Genomic DNA, 15868 nt, shown 5'->3' on the forward strand with positions numbered 1-15868 from the left:
GTTCAGTCCTTCGTGATTCGTTCGTTGGTTTCGCGGTCGAAAGTGACCTTCGGGGCTTCTCGGCGGGCGCGAGCGGCGGTGAGCGCGGCGTTCGCGCGTTCGTCGCGCCACCCCTTGCCCTGTGCGGCGCGGAGCGCGGCCTGTAGCTTCGTGCGGCTCGTCGGGAAGGGGTCGAGCCCGAGCACGAATTCGACGTCGGCCTCGGCCTGTTCGTCGTCGCGCTCTTCGGCCGAGCGGCCGCGGTGGAATTCCCACGTCGAGACGTTGGAGCGAGAGTCGAGCCGGAAGACGGCCGCGGTCGGGCTCTTCCCGGCCGGGGACTCGGCACGGAGCCCGCCGTGCCGGTCCTTGAGGATCGTCAGCGCCGCGGCGCCGCCGACTCCCGGCACGAAGGGCTCGACGGGAGCGACGGCGAGATATGAGCCGTCGATCGCGGCCTTCTTCGCGCCAGCGCCGATCGCGTACCCGCCGCGGCCCTCTTCCTTCGTGACGTGATCGAGCACGAGCACCGCGGCGCCGGCGTCGGCGAGGGGCGACAAGATCTCGCGGTGGATGCGGCGATAGTCGTCGTTCGAATTCGAGTCGCCACCGAAGAGCGGCACGATCTCGCCGACGGAGTCGACGACGACGATCGACGGGGACCATTCCGCGGCCTCGGCGACGACGCGGCGAAGGTGATCGGCCGAGCGGACGTCGACGTAGCGGAAGCGAGCTCGGTCGGTGAGCACGTCGGGCTCGACGCCGTCGGCCGCGAGGTAGTGGGAGATCGTCGCCTCGGCGCCGTTGTGGTCGCTGTCGACGTGGAGGACGCTCCCGCCGGCCTTGAGCGTGTCGCACGCGCTGGCAATGGCGACGAGCGTCTTCCCGCTCTCAGGCGGGCCGACGAGCCCGTTGACGGCCCCGCTGTAGGCGAGACGCACGCCGTCAGCGCGAAGCCCGCCGGCATCCGGCACGCGGCGCTCGACGCCCTTCGCGATGAGCTCGGCGACGTCGGCGTAGTCGTCGGCCGGCTCGTCGCCCTGAGCAGCTTCCTCGGCTTCCACTTCGCGCTGCGCCTGACGACGGAGCCGGATCTCGGCCTTCTTGTCGTCGAGCGCTTCCCGCTGCGCGAGCTCGTCGGGAGCGATCCGAACGAAGCCGCGCGTGTCGGCGTCGCGCACCTTCTCGACGGCCTTCTTCGCACGCCGACGGATCTTCTTCTCGTGCTTCGGCTCCATCTCGGGCGCGTGCTCGACGAGAAGGTCAACGATCTCTCGCCGCGGCATCCCGGTTGCGCGCCAGACTTCGGCCGCGGCGACGGCGATGTTGTCGGGGTCGCGCTTCACGCGATCGACGGCACGGGCGACGATCTCGTCGCGAGTGGCGGGGCTCACCGCGATATGCGTGACGTCGTTGATCTTCACGAGAGCATCCCGAGACGAAACATGAGATCGGCGAGCCGCCCCTCGGCTTCTTCGGCAAGACGCTCGTGCTCAAGGGCGATCTCGCGGTCGCGCTTCACCCGAGCGCGCCAGCGCGACGCCTCGGCTTCGTAGTGCGCGAGAAGAAGCTCGTCGTCCTCGGGGATCTCGACGGGATGCGCCTCGCGGACACGAGCGATCTTGCGGGCAGTGTCGTCGTCGGAAAGACGCTTCGCGAGGCGACGGTGAGCGTTGCGCGACATGCCGTCGGGGACGAGCCCGAGCTCGTCAGCGCGGCGCATCCAATGCTCTTCGAGCGCGGAGCCGGCGGGGAACGCGCGCACGCGCTTGTCCTTCGGAGCGGGGCGCGGCTTCGCCCACCGCTTCGCGATGAGTGCTCGCGCCTCTTCGGACGTGCGGACGGTAGGCATCACCGCACCGCCAGGAGCGCGGAGACGCGGGCGGCGGACTCGGGAGCCGGGGCGGGGAGATCGGCGACGAGTGCGGCGATGACGCCGTCAGGGTCGGGGAAGAGCGCGTCGAGCGGGTCGTGCTCGGGAGCGGTGGAGGTAGCCACGATGGGGAAGCCCAATCGGTCAGACCACGAGCACTCATTTCCCGATGTCGGGCCGAGTGTCGGTCGACCGGCTGTAGCCTCCGCCGCTGTTGCGGTGGGTTTGAAGCCGTCTCCCCGGTGGGCGGTCAAGCCCTGCCGGTTTGCGAGAGAGTGGCGCCGGTCGAAGACCGATACGCGTCATCTCGCGATCCTCATCTACCGGGAGAGATCCGCGCGTACCTTCCTCAGAGCCACGGTCCCGATGACGATCGAACGTCTGTAGACGCGTTCATCTTAACAGCGTTCCCCCGTATTCGTGACACTTCGGGATTACGGCTGACGGGCGTGTCGGGCTCTCCGTCTTCATGCCTTCACACCGCGAGGCCGCTGCGGTGTGTGCCCTGTGCCGTCTGTCACCTGTTCCGTGTTCCGGGCTAAAGCCCCGGAAACATCGGGAACAGATCGTGACGCTGTTCCGGGAACGTCGGGAACTGTTCCGGGAACAGTAGAGATGTAGAGATGCAGCGTCGTCGCGAGCCACGTATCTACGTACGACCTCGCGCCCGAGCCCGTCACATATCGCGCGACCCCAACGCCGCCGTCTCGCTGAGTGTGCCGTCGCCCTTATCTTCCTGTCGATGACGGGATAGCGGGCCGCGCCGGGGCGCGCTGCAATGACAACGGCGCTCGCCGTCGCCCTTATCGCGTACCCGAGCGACGGATAGTGTCGGCTCATGGCGATGACTGTGACCTACAACGGCAAAGAGCTCCCGATTAGTAGTGACGACGCGGAGGATCTACTCGCGGCGTTCTTCAAGGGCGAGCCCGGCGTGATGCAATTCGACGCGGAGGGCGGCGGCACGACGTACGTCGCCTACGGCCCGGGCATCCCCGTCGTCTTCGAGAGCACCGACGACTAAGCCGCGGCGCCGACCGGCGTTATCGTCACCGTCCGCGCGAACTTATCCGCGGGCATGTTGCGCCGGTTGCCCTGCCCGACGCTGAGCACGCGGATCTCGAAGAGGTCGCCGAGCACGGCGCGCTTCTCGCCGAGCGTGAGGCCGCGCCACGTCGCGAGCACGTCGCCCGCCGCGACGATACCTTCGAGCGCCGAGCGGTCGGCACCGTCGGCGAGCTCGCGGCGTAGGGCGTCGCGCTTCGAGATGAGCCGCGGCCGGCGACGGAGGTATTCGGCGCGGTCGATGATGCCGGCGTCGCGGTCCTCCCCGAGCTCGACGAGAGCGGCGTCGAGCCGTGCGAGCTCAGCGTTGATCGCCGCGGCGTCGGCGCGCTCACGTGGCACGAGCAGCGCCCCACGGTGCTTCGCGATGTACTCCACCGCGTAGCGCTCCACGAAGGCGTCGAGCGGGTCGCCCTGGCGCATGAAGTGACGCATCGACGGGCACCGGTAGCTGTGCACGCCCTTCTCGCCGCCGCCCGCGAGGATCGGCTTCCCGCATCCGTCAGCGCCGCACACCGCGAGCCCCGAGAGCAGCCACCGGCGCGTCGGTCCCGGCGACGTCTTGCGCGACGGGTGGGCGAGCTTCGCCTTCGCGGCTTCCCACTCTTCGACGCTGACGATCGACGGCCACTTCCCGACCTCGCACGAGCCCCGGGTGATCGCGCCCTGATCGTAGGCGCCCCCGTCCTCGGAGGGGAGCGGGAGCAGCGCGGCGTAGTAGGGCGACATGAGCATGCGTCGGAGCGTCGTCGCCGTGAAGGGCACGCCCTCGGGATGCCGCTTCGTCGCCGCCGTGCGCTTGCCGGCGTCGTTGAGATCCCGGGCGATCGAGCCGAGCGGCACGCCCGCGAGGAAAGCGTCATAGATGCGCCGCACGTCTTCGGCGCGCTCGCCGTCGAGCTCGTAGGCTTCGACGCTGCCGCGCTCCTTGCGTGTCTTCGTCGGCACCCATCGGTAGCCGTAGGGGACGCGGCCCGACGTCGGGATACCCTCCCGTCGCCGGCCGGCGTTCGCGAAGACGCGGCGCTCGGCCTTCGTCTCGCTCTCTGCGCGAGCGACGGCCGTGAGGACGTTCGCGATGAGCCGCCCGTTGACCGTGGTGAGATCGAGCTCGCCGTCGGTCGTGACGACTTGCACCTTTGCCGCTGTGAGCGCTTCGATCGCCGACAGAGAGCGGGCGAGCCGATCGAGCTTGCGGACGACGAGCACGTCGAACTTCCCGCCGCGGGCGTCGTCGAGCATCCGGGCGAACGCGGTGCCGTCGCCTCGGTCGCGGTATCCCGAGACGTTGTCGTCGGCGTAGACATCCGCGACGTCGTACTCACGAAGCGCGGCGAGCTCGCGGCACTTCTCGATCTGTCGCTCGATACCTTCGGGCTCGTAGACAGACTGTCGCGCGTAGACGGCCGCGCGCACGAGTGCCGGCTTCGACTTCGGAGTCATGTCTCAATTCTGCTGTAATGCTCCGACATTGGCCATCGTCGCGATGGCGTACTCCGCGGTGGCGGCGCCGCGATCGTCGAGGAACAGTGCATTCGCGCGACCGGAGGTCAGCATGGGCATCGCCGGGGCTTTCGTTGCGGGACGCAGGAAGGGAAAGGACATCGGACTCCTCATTTCTTGTCGGGGACGAAGTTTCAGACGGGGACGACCGTGGACCGGATGACACCGAGCACGGCGGGCACGACGGCAAGAAGAAGGAACGCGGGAAGCGTGCACACGCCGAGAGGGACGAGCAGCCTCGTCGACAATCGCGCGGCACCTTCGCGACCGCGCGTTCGAGCGCGGTGGCGGGCGAGCCACGCCTCACCGCGGAGGAGTTCGACCGCGGGAGCTCCTGCCCGCGACGAGAGATCCAGAGCGGCCAGCACGCCCGTGGACGGCCCGCCGTGACCCGACCCGACGAGCGCGCACGCACGCTCGATGGACGCCCCGGACGACAGAGCCACAGCCATGAGCTCGGCATCCCACCCAGGGATCTCGTCGTCGGGCTGCGCGCGACGGGCCAGTCGTCTTGTCCAGAACCGAGATGCACCGACGAGCCCGAGCCCGAGAACGAGCGCGCACACCCCGAGCGGCTCGTCGAGCATTCGCAACGGATCGAGCCCGAGCGCTGCACCGAGCGGGAGGCCGAGGAGCGGAAGCCAAGTCAACAGGCGCGCCGTCGCGATCGGTTCGGCGAGAGCGACCGCGACCTCGGCCCGCACCTCGCTCGCGTCGCGCAGGGCGGCCGCGGCGGAACGAAGCGTGTCGGCCAGTGGCGCCCCGACGGCGTCAGCGATGCCCCACATCGCGCCGATATCCGACCACACCCCGCCGCGCGAGCGCAGAACGGCGCCGACGTCCTCTCCGCTCTCAGCTGCGAGCGCCGCGGCGGTGAGAAGCGGGTTGCCACCGGCCAGATGACGCCACGCCACAGCCGGGGCGAGACCCGCCGACAACAGAACGGCGAGTCTCATGACGCTTTCCATCGCCGCTACCTCGGACTCATCTGCAGGGGGTACCGTCATCGTCCGGGCTCCTCGTCGATCCAGAGCCGGTCAGCCCTGAGCATGAGGCGGCCGACGCCGGCCACGCGCCGACGCCCGCCGACACGTTCGACATGCACGATGGCGTGCAGGGCGCTGACGGCCTGACGCGCCAGCACGACGGCATCCATTCCCGCCAGCGCACCCAACGCCTCCAAGCGCGCCGGGACTTCGGTGAGACCCCTGGCGTGGAGCGTTCCTGCGCCACCGTCATGTCCTGTGTTCAACGCGAGAAGAAGCTCACGGATCTCTGGTCCTCGACACTCCCCCAGCACGAGACGGTCCGGCCGCATGCGCAGCGCCTCCCGCACCAGAACCGGCAAACCGATCCCGCCCGCCCCCTCCAGGTTGGATTGCCTCGCTTCGAGGGCGACGTGGTGGGGATGGCGCGGCCGGAGCTCGGCGACCTCCTCGATCGTGACGATCCGTTCGGTGTGCGGGACGCGGGCGAGGAGTGCGGACAGCAGGGTCGTCTTCCCGGCCCCGGTCGCGCCGGTCACGAGGATGTTCGACCGTTCGGCGACGAGCCCCTCGAGCCGCTTCCGGACCGCGACGGGGAACATCCCCGCTTCGCCGAGGCTCGCGAGATCGGGCGCATCCCACCGGGGGACTCGGATGGAGATCGACGTTCCCCGCGTGGCGATCGGAGCCAGCACGGCGTGCACTCGAACTCCCCGCTCGAGCCGGACATCGACGCAGGGCGACGCGTCATCGAGGTGCCGTCCGCCGAGCGCGATCATCCGCACGGCCAGCCGCCGCACCTCCGTCTCGCTCGCCCGCCACGACGGCACCCGCTCGGCTCCCGCGCCGCGGTCGACGAAGAGTCCGTCCTCACCGTTGACGAAGACGTCGGTCACCCCCGGGTCGTCGAGGAACGGCCGAAGGAACGCGAGCGCCGGATCGGCCCACGAGGAAGTAGTTCCCCCGCCTGAGACGTGAGGCGAAGGGACGGCGAACAGACGAGGGGAAGTCACGTCGACGACCGTACGAAAGACGCCCACCGTCCCGAGGTGCGCAAGAGTCCATCCGTGGAGGACTCCGCGTCTTCGCGGCCTGGGGAGGAACCGACGGCCCACTCGACGGGCCCGGAAAAAGAAGGGGGCGGCATCCCGTCAATGGGGGGCGAGGGATGCCGCCACGCGCCGGGGAAAAATTGGGGGGCTCCCCCCGACGCGCTGCCGGAAGCGATGTTCGGGCAGAGACCAGACTAACCGCCCCGCGACTACGACGGAACCGGAATGGCTTGAAAAGCGAGCGATATATCAGCTGGGTCGTCTCGGACCGATGCCAACTATCGGAGGTAACCGCCGTTCGCGGCGGAGGGATAACGTGACCGTGGCGCGAGGATGCGCCGTGCCTCGACCGCGAAGGAGCGCCAGATGAGCAGCCAGATCGATCATCTCCTCACCGAGACCCGCCGTTTCTCCCCGTCGGCGGAGTTCGCCGGGAACGCCGTCGCCGACGCGAGTCTGTACGAGCGCGCCGCCGCCGACCGCGAAGGCTTCTGGGCCGATCAGGCGCGCGAGCTGCACTGGCACACGCCCTTCACGACCGTGCTCGACTGGTCGAACCCGCCGTTCGCCGAATGGTTCGCCGACGGCGAGCTGAACGTCGCCTACAACTGCCTCGACCGCCACGTCGAGGCCGGCAACGGCGACCGCATCGCGCTGCGGTGGGAGGGCGAGCCCGGCGATCGGCGCAACGTCACGTACGCCGAGCTCACCGACGAAGTGAAGCGTCTGTCGAACGTCCTGATCGACCTGGGTATCGAACGCGGCGACCGCGTCGCGATCTACCTGCCGATGATCCCCGAGGCCATCGCCTCGATGCTCGCGGTCGCCCGCATCGGGGCCGTGCACTCGGTCGTGTTCGGCGGCTTCTCGGCCGACAGCCTGCGGTCCCGCATCGACGACGCCGGAGCCAAGCTCGTCATCACCGCCGACGGCGGCTGGCGCAAGGGCAAGGTCTCCCCCCTCAAGCCCGCGGTCGACCAGGCCCTCGCTGACCGCAACGGGTCCGGCATCCAGGAGACCGTCGAGCACGTGCTGGTCGTCAAGCGCGGCGAGAACGAGGTCGAGTGGACCGACGACCGTGACATCTGGTACCACGACGTGGTGCCGCAGGCATCGGGTGAGCACGAGGCCGAGGCGTTCCCGGCCGAGAACCCGCTGTTCATCCTCTACACCTCCGGAACCACGGGGAAGCCGAAGGGCATTCTGCACACCTCGGGCGGCTACCTCACGCAGGCGGCCTTCACGAACCGGGTCGTGCACGACGTGCACCCCGAGACCGACGTGTACTGGTGCACGGCCGACATCGGCTGGATCACCGGCCACACCTATGTCACGTACGGTCCGCTCGCCAACGGGGCGACGCAGCTCCTCTACGAGGGCACGCCCGACACGCCGCACCCGGGCCGCTGGTGGGAGCTCATCCAGAACCACGGCGTGACGATCTTCTACACCGCCCCCACGGCCATCCGGTCGTTCATGAAGATCGGCCGCGACGTGCCGCAGAGCTTCGACCTGTCGTCGCTCCGACTGCTTGGCTCGGTGGGTGAACCCATCAACCCCGAGGCGTGGATCTGGTACCGCGACATCATCGGCGGCGACCGCGCCCCGATCGTCGACACGTGGTGGCAGACCGAGACCGGCGCGATCATGATCTCCGCCCTCCCCGGCGTCACCGAGACGAAGCCCGGCTCGGCGCAGGTGCCGCTCCCCGGCATCTCCATCGACGTCGTCGACGACGCCGGCGAACACGTCGGCCACGGCAACGGCGGACTGCTCGTGATCACCGAGCCCTGGCCGAGCATGCTGCGCGGAATCTGGGGCGACCCCGACCGCTTCGTCGAGACGTACTGGCAGAAGTTCGCCGACAAGGGCTACTACTTCGCCGGCGACGGCGCCCGCCTCGACGACGACGGCGACGTGTGGCTCCTCGGCCGCGTCGACGACGTCATGAACGTCTCCGGCCACCGCCTCTCGACCGCCGAGATCGAGTCGGCGCTCGTCGGACACGAGGGTGTCGCCGAGGCTGCGGTCGTCGGAGCATCCGACGAGACCACGGGCCAGGCGGTCGTCGCCTTCGTGATCATCAAGAGCCGCTACATGAAGAAGAACGGCGTCGACGGGCTCGGCGACGTGCTGCGCAAATGGGTCGGCGAGCAGATCGGTCCGATCGCCCGCCCGCGCGACGTCTACATCGTGGGCGAGTTGCCGAAGACCCGATCGGGCAAGATCATGCGGCGGCTGCTGCGTGATGTCGCCGAGGGTCGCGAGGTCGGCGACACGACGACCCTCGCCGACACCGCCGTCATGAGCGTCATCAGCGCCCAGGTGAAGTAGGACACGGGAAATCGTGGATGCCGGGGCTCTCGGCATCCACGACTCCGGTCCGGACACGATCCGCCCGCAGAAGCACGTCCTTCCCGCCGTCGTCCGGAAGAACTAGATTCGCGCCATGCCGACTGCGCGCACGTCGATGAAGACGAGCTATCCGATCCGCCTCGCCGACGCCTCGACGGCGGCCGCCACGGGGCCGGAAGAAGAGATCCGAACCCCCTTCGACGGAACGGTGGTGGGGGTCGTCGCGAGCTCGACGCAGAGCGACCTCGATGAGGCATTCCGCACGGCGCGGCGCCTACAGAAGACGTGGGCGCGAACCCCGGTCGCCTCGCGCGCCGCCGCCGCGCGGCGATTCGCCCATCTTGTCCTCGCCGAGCAAGGGAGGATCCTCGACCACGTGCAACTGGAGACCGGGAAATCCCGATCGAGCGCGTTCGAAGAAGTCCTCGACGTGGCACGGGCGTCCGAATACTTCGCCCGCGTCGCCCCCGCGATCTTGAGAGAACGTCGCCGCCCCGGCGCGATTCCCCTTCTAACCCGCACGCGCCACGTGCATCATCCCAAAGGCGTGGTGGGGATCATCAGCCCCTGGAACTACCCGTTCACCCTGACGGCGACCGATTCTCTGCCCGCGCTTCTCGCCGGCAACGCCGTCGTGGTGAAACCCGATTCCCAGACCCCCTTCACCGCGCTGCTCGTCAAGGAACTCCTCGAGAGAGCGGGATTCCCGCGGGATCTGCTGCAGGTGGTGATCGGCGAGGGCTCGCGCGTCGGCCCCGAACTCATCGCCCGCTCCGACTTCATCATGTTCACGGGGTCCACCCGCACAGGGAAGAGCGTCGCGCGGGCCTGCGCGGACCGCCTGATCGACTTCTCCGCCGAACTGGGAGGGAAGAACCCCCTCCTCGTGCTCGAGGACGCCGATCCGGATCGCGCGGCCGCGGGCGCCGTGCGCGCGGCGTTCGCCAACACCGGCCAGCTCTGCGTCAGCATCGAGCGGATCTACGTGCACGCGAGCGTCCACGACCGATTCCTCCGGCGACTGGTGGAGACGACCGAAGCGCTGACCGTGGGAGCCGGACTGGATTGGTCGCACGAGGTCGGGTCGCTCGCGAGCCAGGCGCAGCTCGACCGGGTCGAGCGTCACGTCGTCGACGCCGTGAACCGCGGAGCGACCGTCCTCACCGGCGGCCGCGCCCGGCCCGACCTCGGACCCTACTTCTACGAGCCCACCATCCTCGTCGATGTCCCGGCGGATGCGCTGCTGGCCGAGGAGGAGACCTTCGGTCCGGTGGTCGCGGTGTACCGGGTGAATTCGGATACCGAAGCCCTGGACCGGGCGAACGACAGCGCCTACGGCCTCAATGCGAGCATCTGGACGTCGTCATCGCGGCGCGGATGGGCTTCGGCGCGCAAAGTGCAGACCGGAACCGTGAACATCAACGAGGGGTACACCGCAACGTGGGGCAGCCACGCGTCTCCGATGGGCGGGTGGAAGCAGTCCGGGGTTGGGCGCCGCCACGGGGAGACGGGCCTGCTGAAGTACACCGAATCCCAGACGATCTCGGAGCAGCGGGTGATGCCGATCGCGCCTCCCCGGGGCATGACCGCCGCACAGTGGGCGACCACCATGACCCGGGCCGTCCGCGCGATGCGCTTCTTCCGTATCTGAACGCTGACGTACCGGCTCACGCCCGCGGGCTCCGCACCCGCGAGACTCGCCGTTTTCCGCATCTGTATACCGTGAACGCAACCTCGGGCCCCACGACGCTCTCCGGCGCGCTTTTTGTATACACTGAGGAGAATCGACGGCGAGGAGGGATGCCATGCGCGCCAGCGACCGCGCCTACTCCGCGCTCCTCGAACAGATCCAGACCGGCGCCCTGGCCCCCGGAACCGTCCTCGGTGAGGTCGAGCAGTCCGCACGTCTCGGCGTGAGCCGGACCCCCCTGCGCACCGCCCTCGCCCGCCTCACCGCCGACGGCCTCGTCACCCAGGTCTCGCCGCGAGTCACGGTCGTCACGGGGGTCGATGGCGATGACATCCGGGCACTCTTCGTCGTTCGACGCGCACTCGAGGAGACCGCGGCACGCCTCGCGGCGGCATCCGACCGTTCCGCCGATTTCGCCGCTCTGGTCGCCGCGTTCGACGCCGCACGCCTCGACGGCGAACCCGCCCGCGACGCGTACTACCGCCTCATCGCCGAGTTCGACGCGGCGCTCGACGCCGCTGCGGCGAACGAATACCTGACCCTCGCCCTCCGCACCGTCCGCACGCACCTCGTGCGCGTGCGCCGTCTCGCCCGCTACCAGCCCGAGCGGCTCGCTGCCTCGGTGTCGGAGCATCGCCTCATCGCCGCCGCGATCGCCGCCGGCGACGGGGATCTCGCCGCACACGCGACCCACGTGCACCTGTACAACGCCCTGACGAGCATCCTCGAGTCCCTCGACGACGCTGTGCCCTCGCCCGACCGAAAGGCCTCCGCATGACGATCACCCATCACCTCCGTGTCCACCGCAGCGACGAGAATCTCGCGCGAGAAGGACAGCTGGCGTGGGCCCTCGCACGCCTCGCGGTCGACCCCGTCGCGGTCGACGACGACGTCGTCGACATGATCATCAATCGCGTCATCGACAACGCTGCGGTCGCGGCCGCCTCGCTCACCCGCCGCCCCGTGAGCGCGGCCCGGCAGCAGGCTCTCGACCACGCCGTCTCGATCGGCGGCGTCGGCGCGACCGTCTTCGGCTGCACGCTGGAGCGCCGCTCGAGCCCCGAGTGGGCCGCATGGGCGAATGGCGTGGCTGTCCGCGAGCTCGACTACCACGACACCTTCCTCGCCGCCGAGTACTCGCACCCCGGCGACAACATCCCGCCCGTGCTCGCCGTCGCGCAGCACACCGGGCGCGACGGCGCCGCGGTCGTCCGCGCGCTCGCCACGGCGTACGAGGTGCAGATCGACCTCGTCCGGGCCATCTCGCTGCACAAGCACAAGATCGACCACGTCGCCCACCTCGGGCCGTCCGCCGCCGCCGGGATCGGGACCCTGCTCGACCTGGACCAGGAGACCATCTACCAGGCGATCGGCCAAGCCCTGCACACGACCACCGCCACCCGGCAATCCCGCAAGGGCGAGATCTCGACCTGGAAGGCACACGCCCCCGCCTTCGCCGGGAAGATGGCCATCGAAGCCGTCGACCGCGCGATGCGCGGCGAGACGAGCCCCTCCCCCATCTACGAGGGTGAAGACGGTGTCATCGCGTGGATGCTGGGCGGCCCGGAGGCCACCTACGACGTGCCCCTCCCCGCCGAGGGCGAGTCCAAGCGCGCCATCCTCGACTCGTACACGAAGGAGCACTCCGCCGAGTACCAGGCCCAGGCGTGGATCGACCTCGCCCGGCGCCTCGGCACGGAGCGTCCCGACCTGCGCGACCCGGCGAACGTGGCATCCATCGTCCTGCACACCAGCCACCACACGCACTATGTGATCGGCTCGGGATCAGGCGACCCGCAGAAGTACGACCCCACGGCGTCGCGCGAGACGCTGGACCACTCGATCCCCTACATCTTCGCCGTCGCCCTGCAGGACGGCGCGTGGCACCACGTCGACTCGTACACGCCCGAGCGCGCCGGCCGCGAAGACACGGTCGCCCTCTGGCACAAGACCACCACGGCCGAGGATGCCGAGTGGACGCGCCGCTACCACTCCGAGGACCCGAACGAGAAGGCCTTCGGCGGCCGCGTGGTCATCACGCTCGCCGACGGCTCGGTGGTCGAGGACGAGATCGCCGTCGCCGACGCGCACCCGCTCGGCGCTCGCCCGTTCGCCCGCGAGGGCTACATCCGGAAGTTCCGGTTGCTGGCCGAGCCGGTGCTCACGCCCGAGGAGATCGAGCGCTTCCTCGACCTTGCTCAGCGCCTGCCCGAGCTGACCGCCGACGAGGTGCTGCAGCTCACGATCGTGGCCAAGCCCGGCGTCCTGGCGCTGGCTCCCGCGCCGAAGGGACTGTTCTGATGCGCCGGCCCGGACCCGCGGCGTGCGCAACTCCTGAGATTCCCACGCCCGGCGGCCGGACACCCGCGCATTTCCGCGACGCCCGCACCACCACGACGCAGATCTTCCGGAGTTGCGCACGTCCGGCGGAGGAGAACTGATGCTGTATTCCCAGACCACCCCGGCGCAGAAGCGTCGCGCGCTGCGCGAGAAGCTGGCATCCGGAGAACTCGTGCGGATGCCGGGAGCCTTCAACCCGCTGTCGGCCCGGCTCATCGAGCGGAAGGGCTTCGAGGGCGTCTACATCTCGGGTGCCGTCATCTCGGCCGACCTGGGGCTGCCCGACATCGGGCTGACGACCCTCAGCGAGGTGGCGGGACGCGGGCAGCAGATCGCGCGCATGACGGAGCTTCCGGCGATCATCGACGCCGACACCGGCTTCGGCGAGCCGATGAACGTCGCTCGCACGATCCAGACGCTCGAAGACGCGGGTCTTGCCGGAACCCACATCGAGGACCAGGTCAATCCGAAGCGATGCGGCCACCTCGACGGCAAGAGCGTCGTGGATGCCGACACCGCGATCAAGCGCATCCGCGCCGCCGTCGACGCGCGTCGCGACCCCGACTTCCTCCTCATCGCGCGCACCGATGTGCGAGCGGTCGAGGGCTTGGATGCCGCCGTCGACCGGGCCAAAGCCCTGGTCGACGCCGGCGCCGACGCGGTGTTCCCCGAGGCGATGCGCGACCTCGGCGAGTTCGAGACCATGCGCGCGGCTCTGGACGTGCCGATCCTGGCCAACATGACGGAGTTCGGGAAGTCCGACCTCTTCTCCACCGACCAATTGCGGGACGTCGGGGTGAACATGGTCATCTGGCCCGTGTCGCTCCTGCGCCTGGCGATGGGGGCCGCGGGCCGGGGCCTGGACGCGTTGGCATCCGAGGGTCACCTCCGCGACCAGCTCGACCAGATGCAGCACCGGGCCGACCTCTACGACCTCATCGACTACGAGCACTACTCGCGCTTCGACGCGAACGTGTTCGACTTCACCATCACGAAGGAGTGAGCATGACCGACGTCGAGATCCGAAAGGGCCTGGCCGGGGTAACGGTGGATTACACCGCCGTCAGCAAGGTCAATCCCGAGACCAACAGCCTGCTCTATCGCGGATACCCCGTTCAGGAACTCGCCGCGACCCAGCCGTTCGAGGCCGTCGCGCTGCTGCTGTGGAACGGCGACCTCCCCACGGCCGACGAACGGCACGCGTTCGAGGAGTTCGAACGTTCTCACCGCGCCCTCGATCCGGCGGTTCGCACGACGATCGACCTCCTGCCGCTCGACGCCCACCCGATGGATGTCGTCCGCACCGCCGTCTCCGTGCTCGGCGCCCTCGCCCCGGCCGCGGAGGTGGCCGACAACTCCGCGGCGGCTGACCTCGCCAAAGCGAAGGTGCTTTTCGCGAAGATCCCGGCGATCGTCGCGTACGACCAGCGACGCCGCCGCGGCGAGGAGATCGTCGAACCCCGGACCGACCTCGACTACGCCCGCAACTTCCTGTGGATGACCTTCGGCGAGGAGGCCGACGAGGTCGTCGCCCGCGCGTTCGAGGTGTCGATGGTGCTGTACGCCGAGCACTCGTTCAACGCCTCGACGTTCACGGCGCGCGTGATCACCTCCACCACCGCCGACCTGTACTCCGCGGTGGTGGGCGCCATCGGCGCGCTCAAGGGCGCCCTCCACGGGGGCGCGAACGAGGCCGTCATGGACATTCTCGACGAGATCGGGTCGGCCGAGAACGTCGGGCCGTGGCTCGACGCGGCCCTCGCCGAGAAGCGCAAGATCATGGGCTTCGGTCATCGGGTCTACAAGAAGGGCGACTCGCGCGTCCCGACGATGAAAGCGGCGCTCGACACGTTGGTCGCACACTACGGCGCCGGCGACCTGGCGGAACTCTACGACGCCCTCGAGAGCGAGTTCGTCGGGCGGAAGGGCATCTACCCCAACCTGGACTATCCCTCGGGTCCCGCGTACCACCTGATCGGCTTCGACACCCCGACCTTCACGCCGCTCTTCGTCGCCGCGCGCGTGACGGGGTGGACGGCGCACATCATCGAGCAGGCGGCATCCAACGCCCTCATCCGACCGCTCTCGGCCTACAACGGTCCGGACGAGCGCCACATCGAGGGTTATGTCACCAGCGACGCCGAGCGGGAGATCGCCGAGCGCGAGGCGGAGGCGGAGTAAGAGCCGCCACCGAGCGAGACCCCGGGTGGTGCAGGCACCGCCCCGGGGTCTCGTCCGACGTCAGGCGACGGTGAAGACGACCTCGACCTCGACGGGGCTGTCCAGCGGCAGCACCGGAACGCCGACCGCGGAGCGCGCGTGGGCTCCTGCTTCGCCGAACACCTCGCCCAGAAACTCGCTCGCCCCGTTGATGACGCCGGGCTGGCCGGTGAATTCGGGGACGGATGCCACGAACCCGGTGATCTTGAGCACACCGGTGATGTTGTCGACCCCTCCCACGAGGGACGCGGCGGCCGCGAGGGCGTTGAGCGCGGACTGGCGCGCGTAGGTCTTGGCATCCGCGGGAGAGACGAGTCCCTCGCCCTCGCCGACCTTGCCGGTCGCCGGAAGCGCACCCTGCACCATGGGAAGCTGGCCGGAGGTGTACACCAGGTCGCCGTGACGCTTCGCGGGGATGTACGCGGCGACGGGCGGGACGACACCGGGGACCTCGACACCGAGCGCGGCGAGGCGCTCCGAGACGCTCACTGCTCGCCCTCGAACTGGCGCGCGGCGGTCGCGGCGGCACCGAGGCCCGCGTTCGCCTCGCCCCCGCCCACGGGACGCTTGAAGTACGCGACGAGACCGCCCTCGGGGCCGGTCACGACCTGGACGAGCTCCCAGCCCTGCTTGCCCCAGTTGTTGAGGATCGCGGCGGTGTTATGGATCAGCAGCGGCGTGGTGAGGTATTCCCACGTGGTCATCGGGGCTCCCGGCAGGGTCGGCTCGGCGGTCGAGCGAGAGGGTGGACGCGTACGCGCGCGAGCGCACGCCTTCGAGGCATCGCCCAGCAACGTCGCTTAGC

Annotated in this window: 16 protein-coding genes; 7 read left to right on the top strand and 9 right to left on the bottom strand. The window is 69.4% G+C overall.

All coding sequences use genetic code 11. The annotated features are described in order from the left end of the window. Window positions 1–2 precede the first annotated feature (2 nt). Genes ABC271_RS12375 through ABC271_RS12385 form a run of 3 tightly spaced genes read right to left on the bottom strand, consistent with a single transcriptional unit; the run spans window position 3 to window position 1977 of the window. Window positions 3–1403: an AAA family ATPase gene (locus ABC271_RS12375; protein ID WP_412925147.1), complete on the bottom strand. Its 1401-nt coding sequence runs from the start codon at window positions 1401–1403 to the stop codon at window positions 3–5. Beyond that, entirely contained in the window at window positions 1400–1831 is a 432-nt protein-coding gene (locus tag ABC271_RS12380) for a hypothetical protein (protein ID WP_412925148.1), read from the bottom strand. Before ABC271_RS12380 ends, ABC271_RS12375 begins: the two co-directional genes overlap by 4 nt. Then, the gene (locus tag ABC271_RS12385; RefSeq protein WP_412925149.1) at window positions 1831–1977 is read right to left on the bottom strand and encodes a hypothetical protein; all 147 of its coding nucleotides are present in this window, start codon (window positions 1975–1977) and stop codon (window positions 1831–1833) included. Before ABC271_RS12385 ends, ABC271_RS12380 begins: the two co-directional genes overlap by 1 nt. A gap of 713 nt (window positions 1978–2690) precedes the next feature. Between ABC271_RS12385 and ABC271_RS12390 the strand changes: the two genes are divergently transcribed. Continuing rightward, window positions 2691–2876, top strand: coding sequence for a hypothetical protein (locus tag ABC271_RS12390; RefSeq protein ID WP_412925150.1), 186 nt, complete (start codon window positions 2691–2693; stop codon window positions 2874–2876). Here ABC271_RS12390 and ABC271_RS12395 read toward each other — a convergent pair. The 4 genes from ABC271_RS12395 to ABC271_RS12410 are packed head-to-tail and all read right to left on the bottom strand — an operon-like array spanning window position 2873 to window position 6404. Beyond that, complete coding sequence (locus ABC271_RS12395; protein WP_412925151.1) at window positions 2873–4360, bottom strand: recombinase family protein; 1488 nt, start codon at window positions 4358–4360, stop codon at window positions 2873–2875. The two genes, ABC271_RS12390 and ABC271_RS12395, sit on opposite strands and share 4 nt — an antisense overlap. A gap of 3 nt (window positions 4361–4363) precedes the next feature. Beyond that, entirely contained in the window at window positions 4364–4522 is a 159-nt protein-coding gene (locus ABC271_RS12400) for a hypothetical protein (RefSeq protein ID WP_412925152.1), read from the bottom strand. A 32-nt stretch (window positions 4523–4554) separates the two neighbouring features. Then, on the bottom strand, window positions 4555–5376 hold the full coding sequence (locus tag ABC271_RS12405) for a pilus assembly protein TadB (RefSeq protein ID WP_412925153.1): 822 nt from the start codon (window positions 5374–5376) through the stop codon (window positions 4555–4557). A 47-nt stretch (window positions 5377–5423) separates the two neighbouring features. Beyond that, complete coding sequence (locus tag ABC271_RS12410) at window positions 5424–6404, bottom strand: TadA family conjugal transfer-associated ATPase (RefSeq protein ID WP_412926159.1); 981 nt, start codon at window positions 6402–6404, stop codon at window positions 5424–5426. 420 nt (window positions 6405–6824) lie between these two features. On the opposite strand from ABC271_RS12410, the gene acs reads away from it, so the two are divergent. The 6 genes from acs (at window position 6825) to ABC271_RS12440 (ending at window position 15024) form a co-directional block, all read left to right on the top strand. Continuing rightward, entirely contained in the window at window positions 6825–8792 is a 1968-nt protein-coding gene (gene acs / locus ABC271_RS12415; RefSeq protein ID WP_412925154.1) for an acetate--CoA ligase, read from the top strand. Window positions 8793–8907: 115 nt separating this feature from the next. Beyond that, complete coding sequence (locus ABC271_RS12420; RefSeq protein WP_412925155.1) at window positions 8908–10464, top strand: succinic semialdehyde dehydrogenase; 1557 nt, start codon at window positions 8908–8910, stop codon at window positions 10462–10464. 154 nt (window positions 10465–10618) lie between these two features. Continuing rightward, window positions 10619–11281, top strand: coding sequence for a GntR family transcriptional regulator (locus ABC271_RS12425; protein WP_412925156.1), 663 nt, complete (start codon window positions 10619–10621; stop codon window positions 11279–11281). After that, entirely contained in the window at window positions 11278–12804 is a 1527-nt protein-coding gene (locus tag ABC271_RS12430) for an MmgE/PrpD family protein (protein ID WP_412925157.1), read from the top strand. Before ABC271_RS12425 ends, ABC271_RS12430 begins: the two co-directional genes overlap by 4 nt. 139 nt (window positions 12805–12943) lie before the next feature. After that, complete coding sequence (prpB, locus tag ABC271_RS12435; protein WP_412925158.1) at window positions 12944–13846, top strand: methylisocitrate lyase; 903 nt, start codon at window positions 12944–12946, stop codon at window positions 13844–13846. Window positions 13847–13848: 2 nt separating this feature from the next. After that, window positions 13849–15024 (top strand): bifunctional 2-methylcitrate synthase/citrate synthase, encoded by a 1176-nt coding sequence (locus tag ABC271_RS12440; RefSeq protein ID WP_412925159.1) that lies wholly within the window; start codon window positions 13849–13851, stop codon window positions 15022–15024. Between the two features lie 60 nt (window positions 15025–15084). Here the strand turns inward: ABC271_RS12440 and ABC271_RS12445 are convergent, their stop codons facing one another. Together ABC271_RS12445 and sp36 are read right to left on the bottom strand one after the other, a co-directional pair. Further along, on the bottom strand, window positions 15085–15552 hold the full coding sequence (locus ABC271_RS12445) for a RidA family protein (RefSeq protein WP_412925160.1): 468 nt from the start codon (window positions 15550–15552) through the stop codon (window positions 15085–15087). After that, window positions 15549–15767 carry a Sp36 family protein gene (gene sp36, locus ABC271_RS12450; protein ID WP_412925161.1) on the bottom strand — a complete coding sequence of 73 codons (219 nt, stop codon included), beginning with the start codon at window positions 15765–15767 and terminating at the stop codon, window positions 15549–15551. The genes ABC271_RS12445 and sp36 overlap by 4 nt, the downstream gene beginning before the upstream one ends. Window positions 15768–15868: the final 101 nt, after the last annotated feature.

Origin of the sequence: Microbacterium canaveralium (assembly GCF_047238045.1) — a bacterium.
Taxonomy (GTDB): Bacteria; Actinomycetota; Actinomycetes; order Actinomycetales; family Microbacteriaceae; genus Microbacterium.

What these genes read in the sequence shown, in the direction of transcription:
- ABC271_RS12380 (WP_412925148.1), bottom strand. Translation starts at nt 1,831, where the DNA reads ATGCCTACCGTCCGCACGTCCGAAGAGGCGCGAGCACTCATCGCGAAG.
- prpB (WP_412925158.1), top strand. Translation starts at nt 12,944, where the DNA reads ATGCTGTATTCCCAGACCACCCCGGCGCAGAAGCGTCGCGCGCTGCGC.
- ABC271_RS12395 (WP_412925151.1), bottom strand. Translation starts at nt 4,360, where the DNA reads ATGACTCCGAAGTCGAAGCCGGCACTCGTGCGCGCGGCCGTCTACGCG.
- ABC271_RS12420 (WP_412925155.1), top strand. Translation starts at nt 8,908, where the DNA reads ATGCCGACTGCGCGCACGTCGATGAAGACGAGCTATCCGATCCGCCTC.
- ABC271_RS12425 (WP_412925156.1), top strand. Translation starts at nt 10,619, where the DNA reads ATGCGCGCCAGCGACCGCGCCTACTCCGCGCTCCTCGAACAGATCCAG.
- sp36 (WP_412925161.1), bottom strand. Translation starts at nt 15,767, where the DNA reads ATGACCACGTGGGAATACCTCACCACGCCGCTGCTGATCCATAACACC.
- ABC271_RS12430 (WP_412925157.1), top strand. Translation starts at nt 11,278, where the DNA reads ATGACGATCACCCATCACCTCCGTGTCCACCGCAGCGACGAGAATCTC.
- acs (WP_412925154.1), top strand. Translation starts at nt 6,825, where the DNA reads ATGAGCAGCCAGATCGATCATCTCCTCACCGAGACCCGCCGTTTCTCC.
- ABC271_RS12400 (WP_412925152.1), bottom strand. Translation starts at nt 4,522, where the DNA reads ATGTCCTTTCCCTTCCTGCGTCCCGCAACGAAAGCCCCGGCGATGCCC.
- ABC271_RS12440 (WP_412925159.1), top strand. Translation starts at nt 13,849, where the DNA reads ATGACCGACGTCGAGATCCGAAAGGGCCTGGCCGGGGTAACGGTGGAT.
- ABC271_RS12390 (WP_412925150.1), top strand. Translation starts at nt 2,691, where the DNA reads ATGGCGATGACTGTGACCTACAACGGCAAAGAGCTCCCGATTAGTAGT.
- ABC271_RS12405 (WP_412925153.1), bottom strand. Translation starts at nt 5,376, where the DNA reads ATGAGACTCGCCGTTCTGTTGTCGGCGGGTCTCGCCCCGGCTGTGGCG.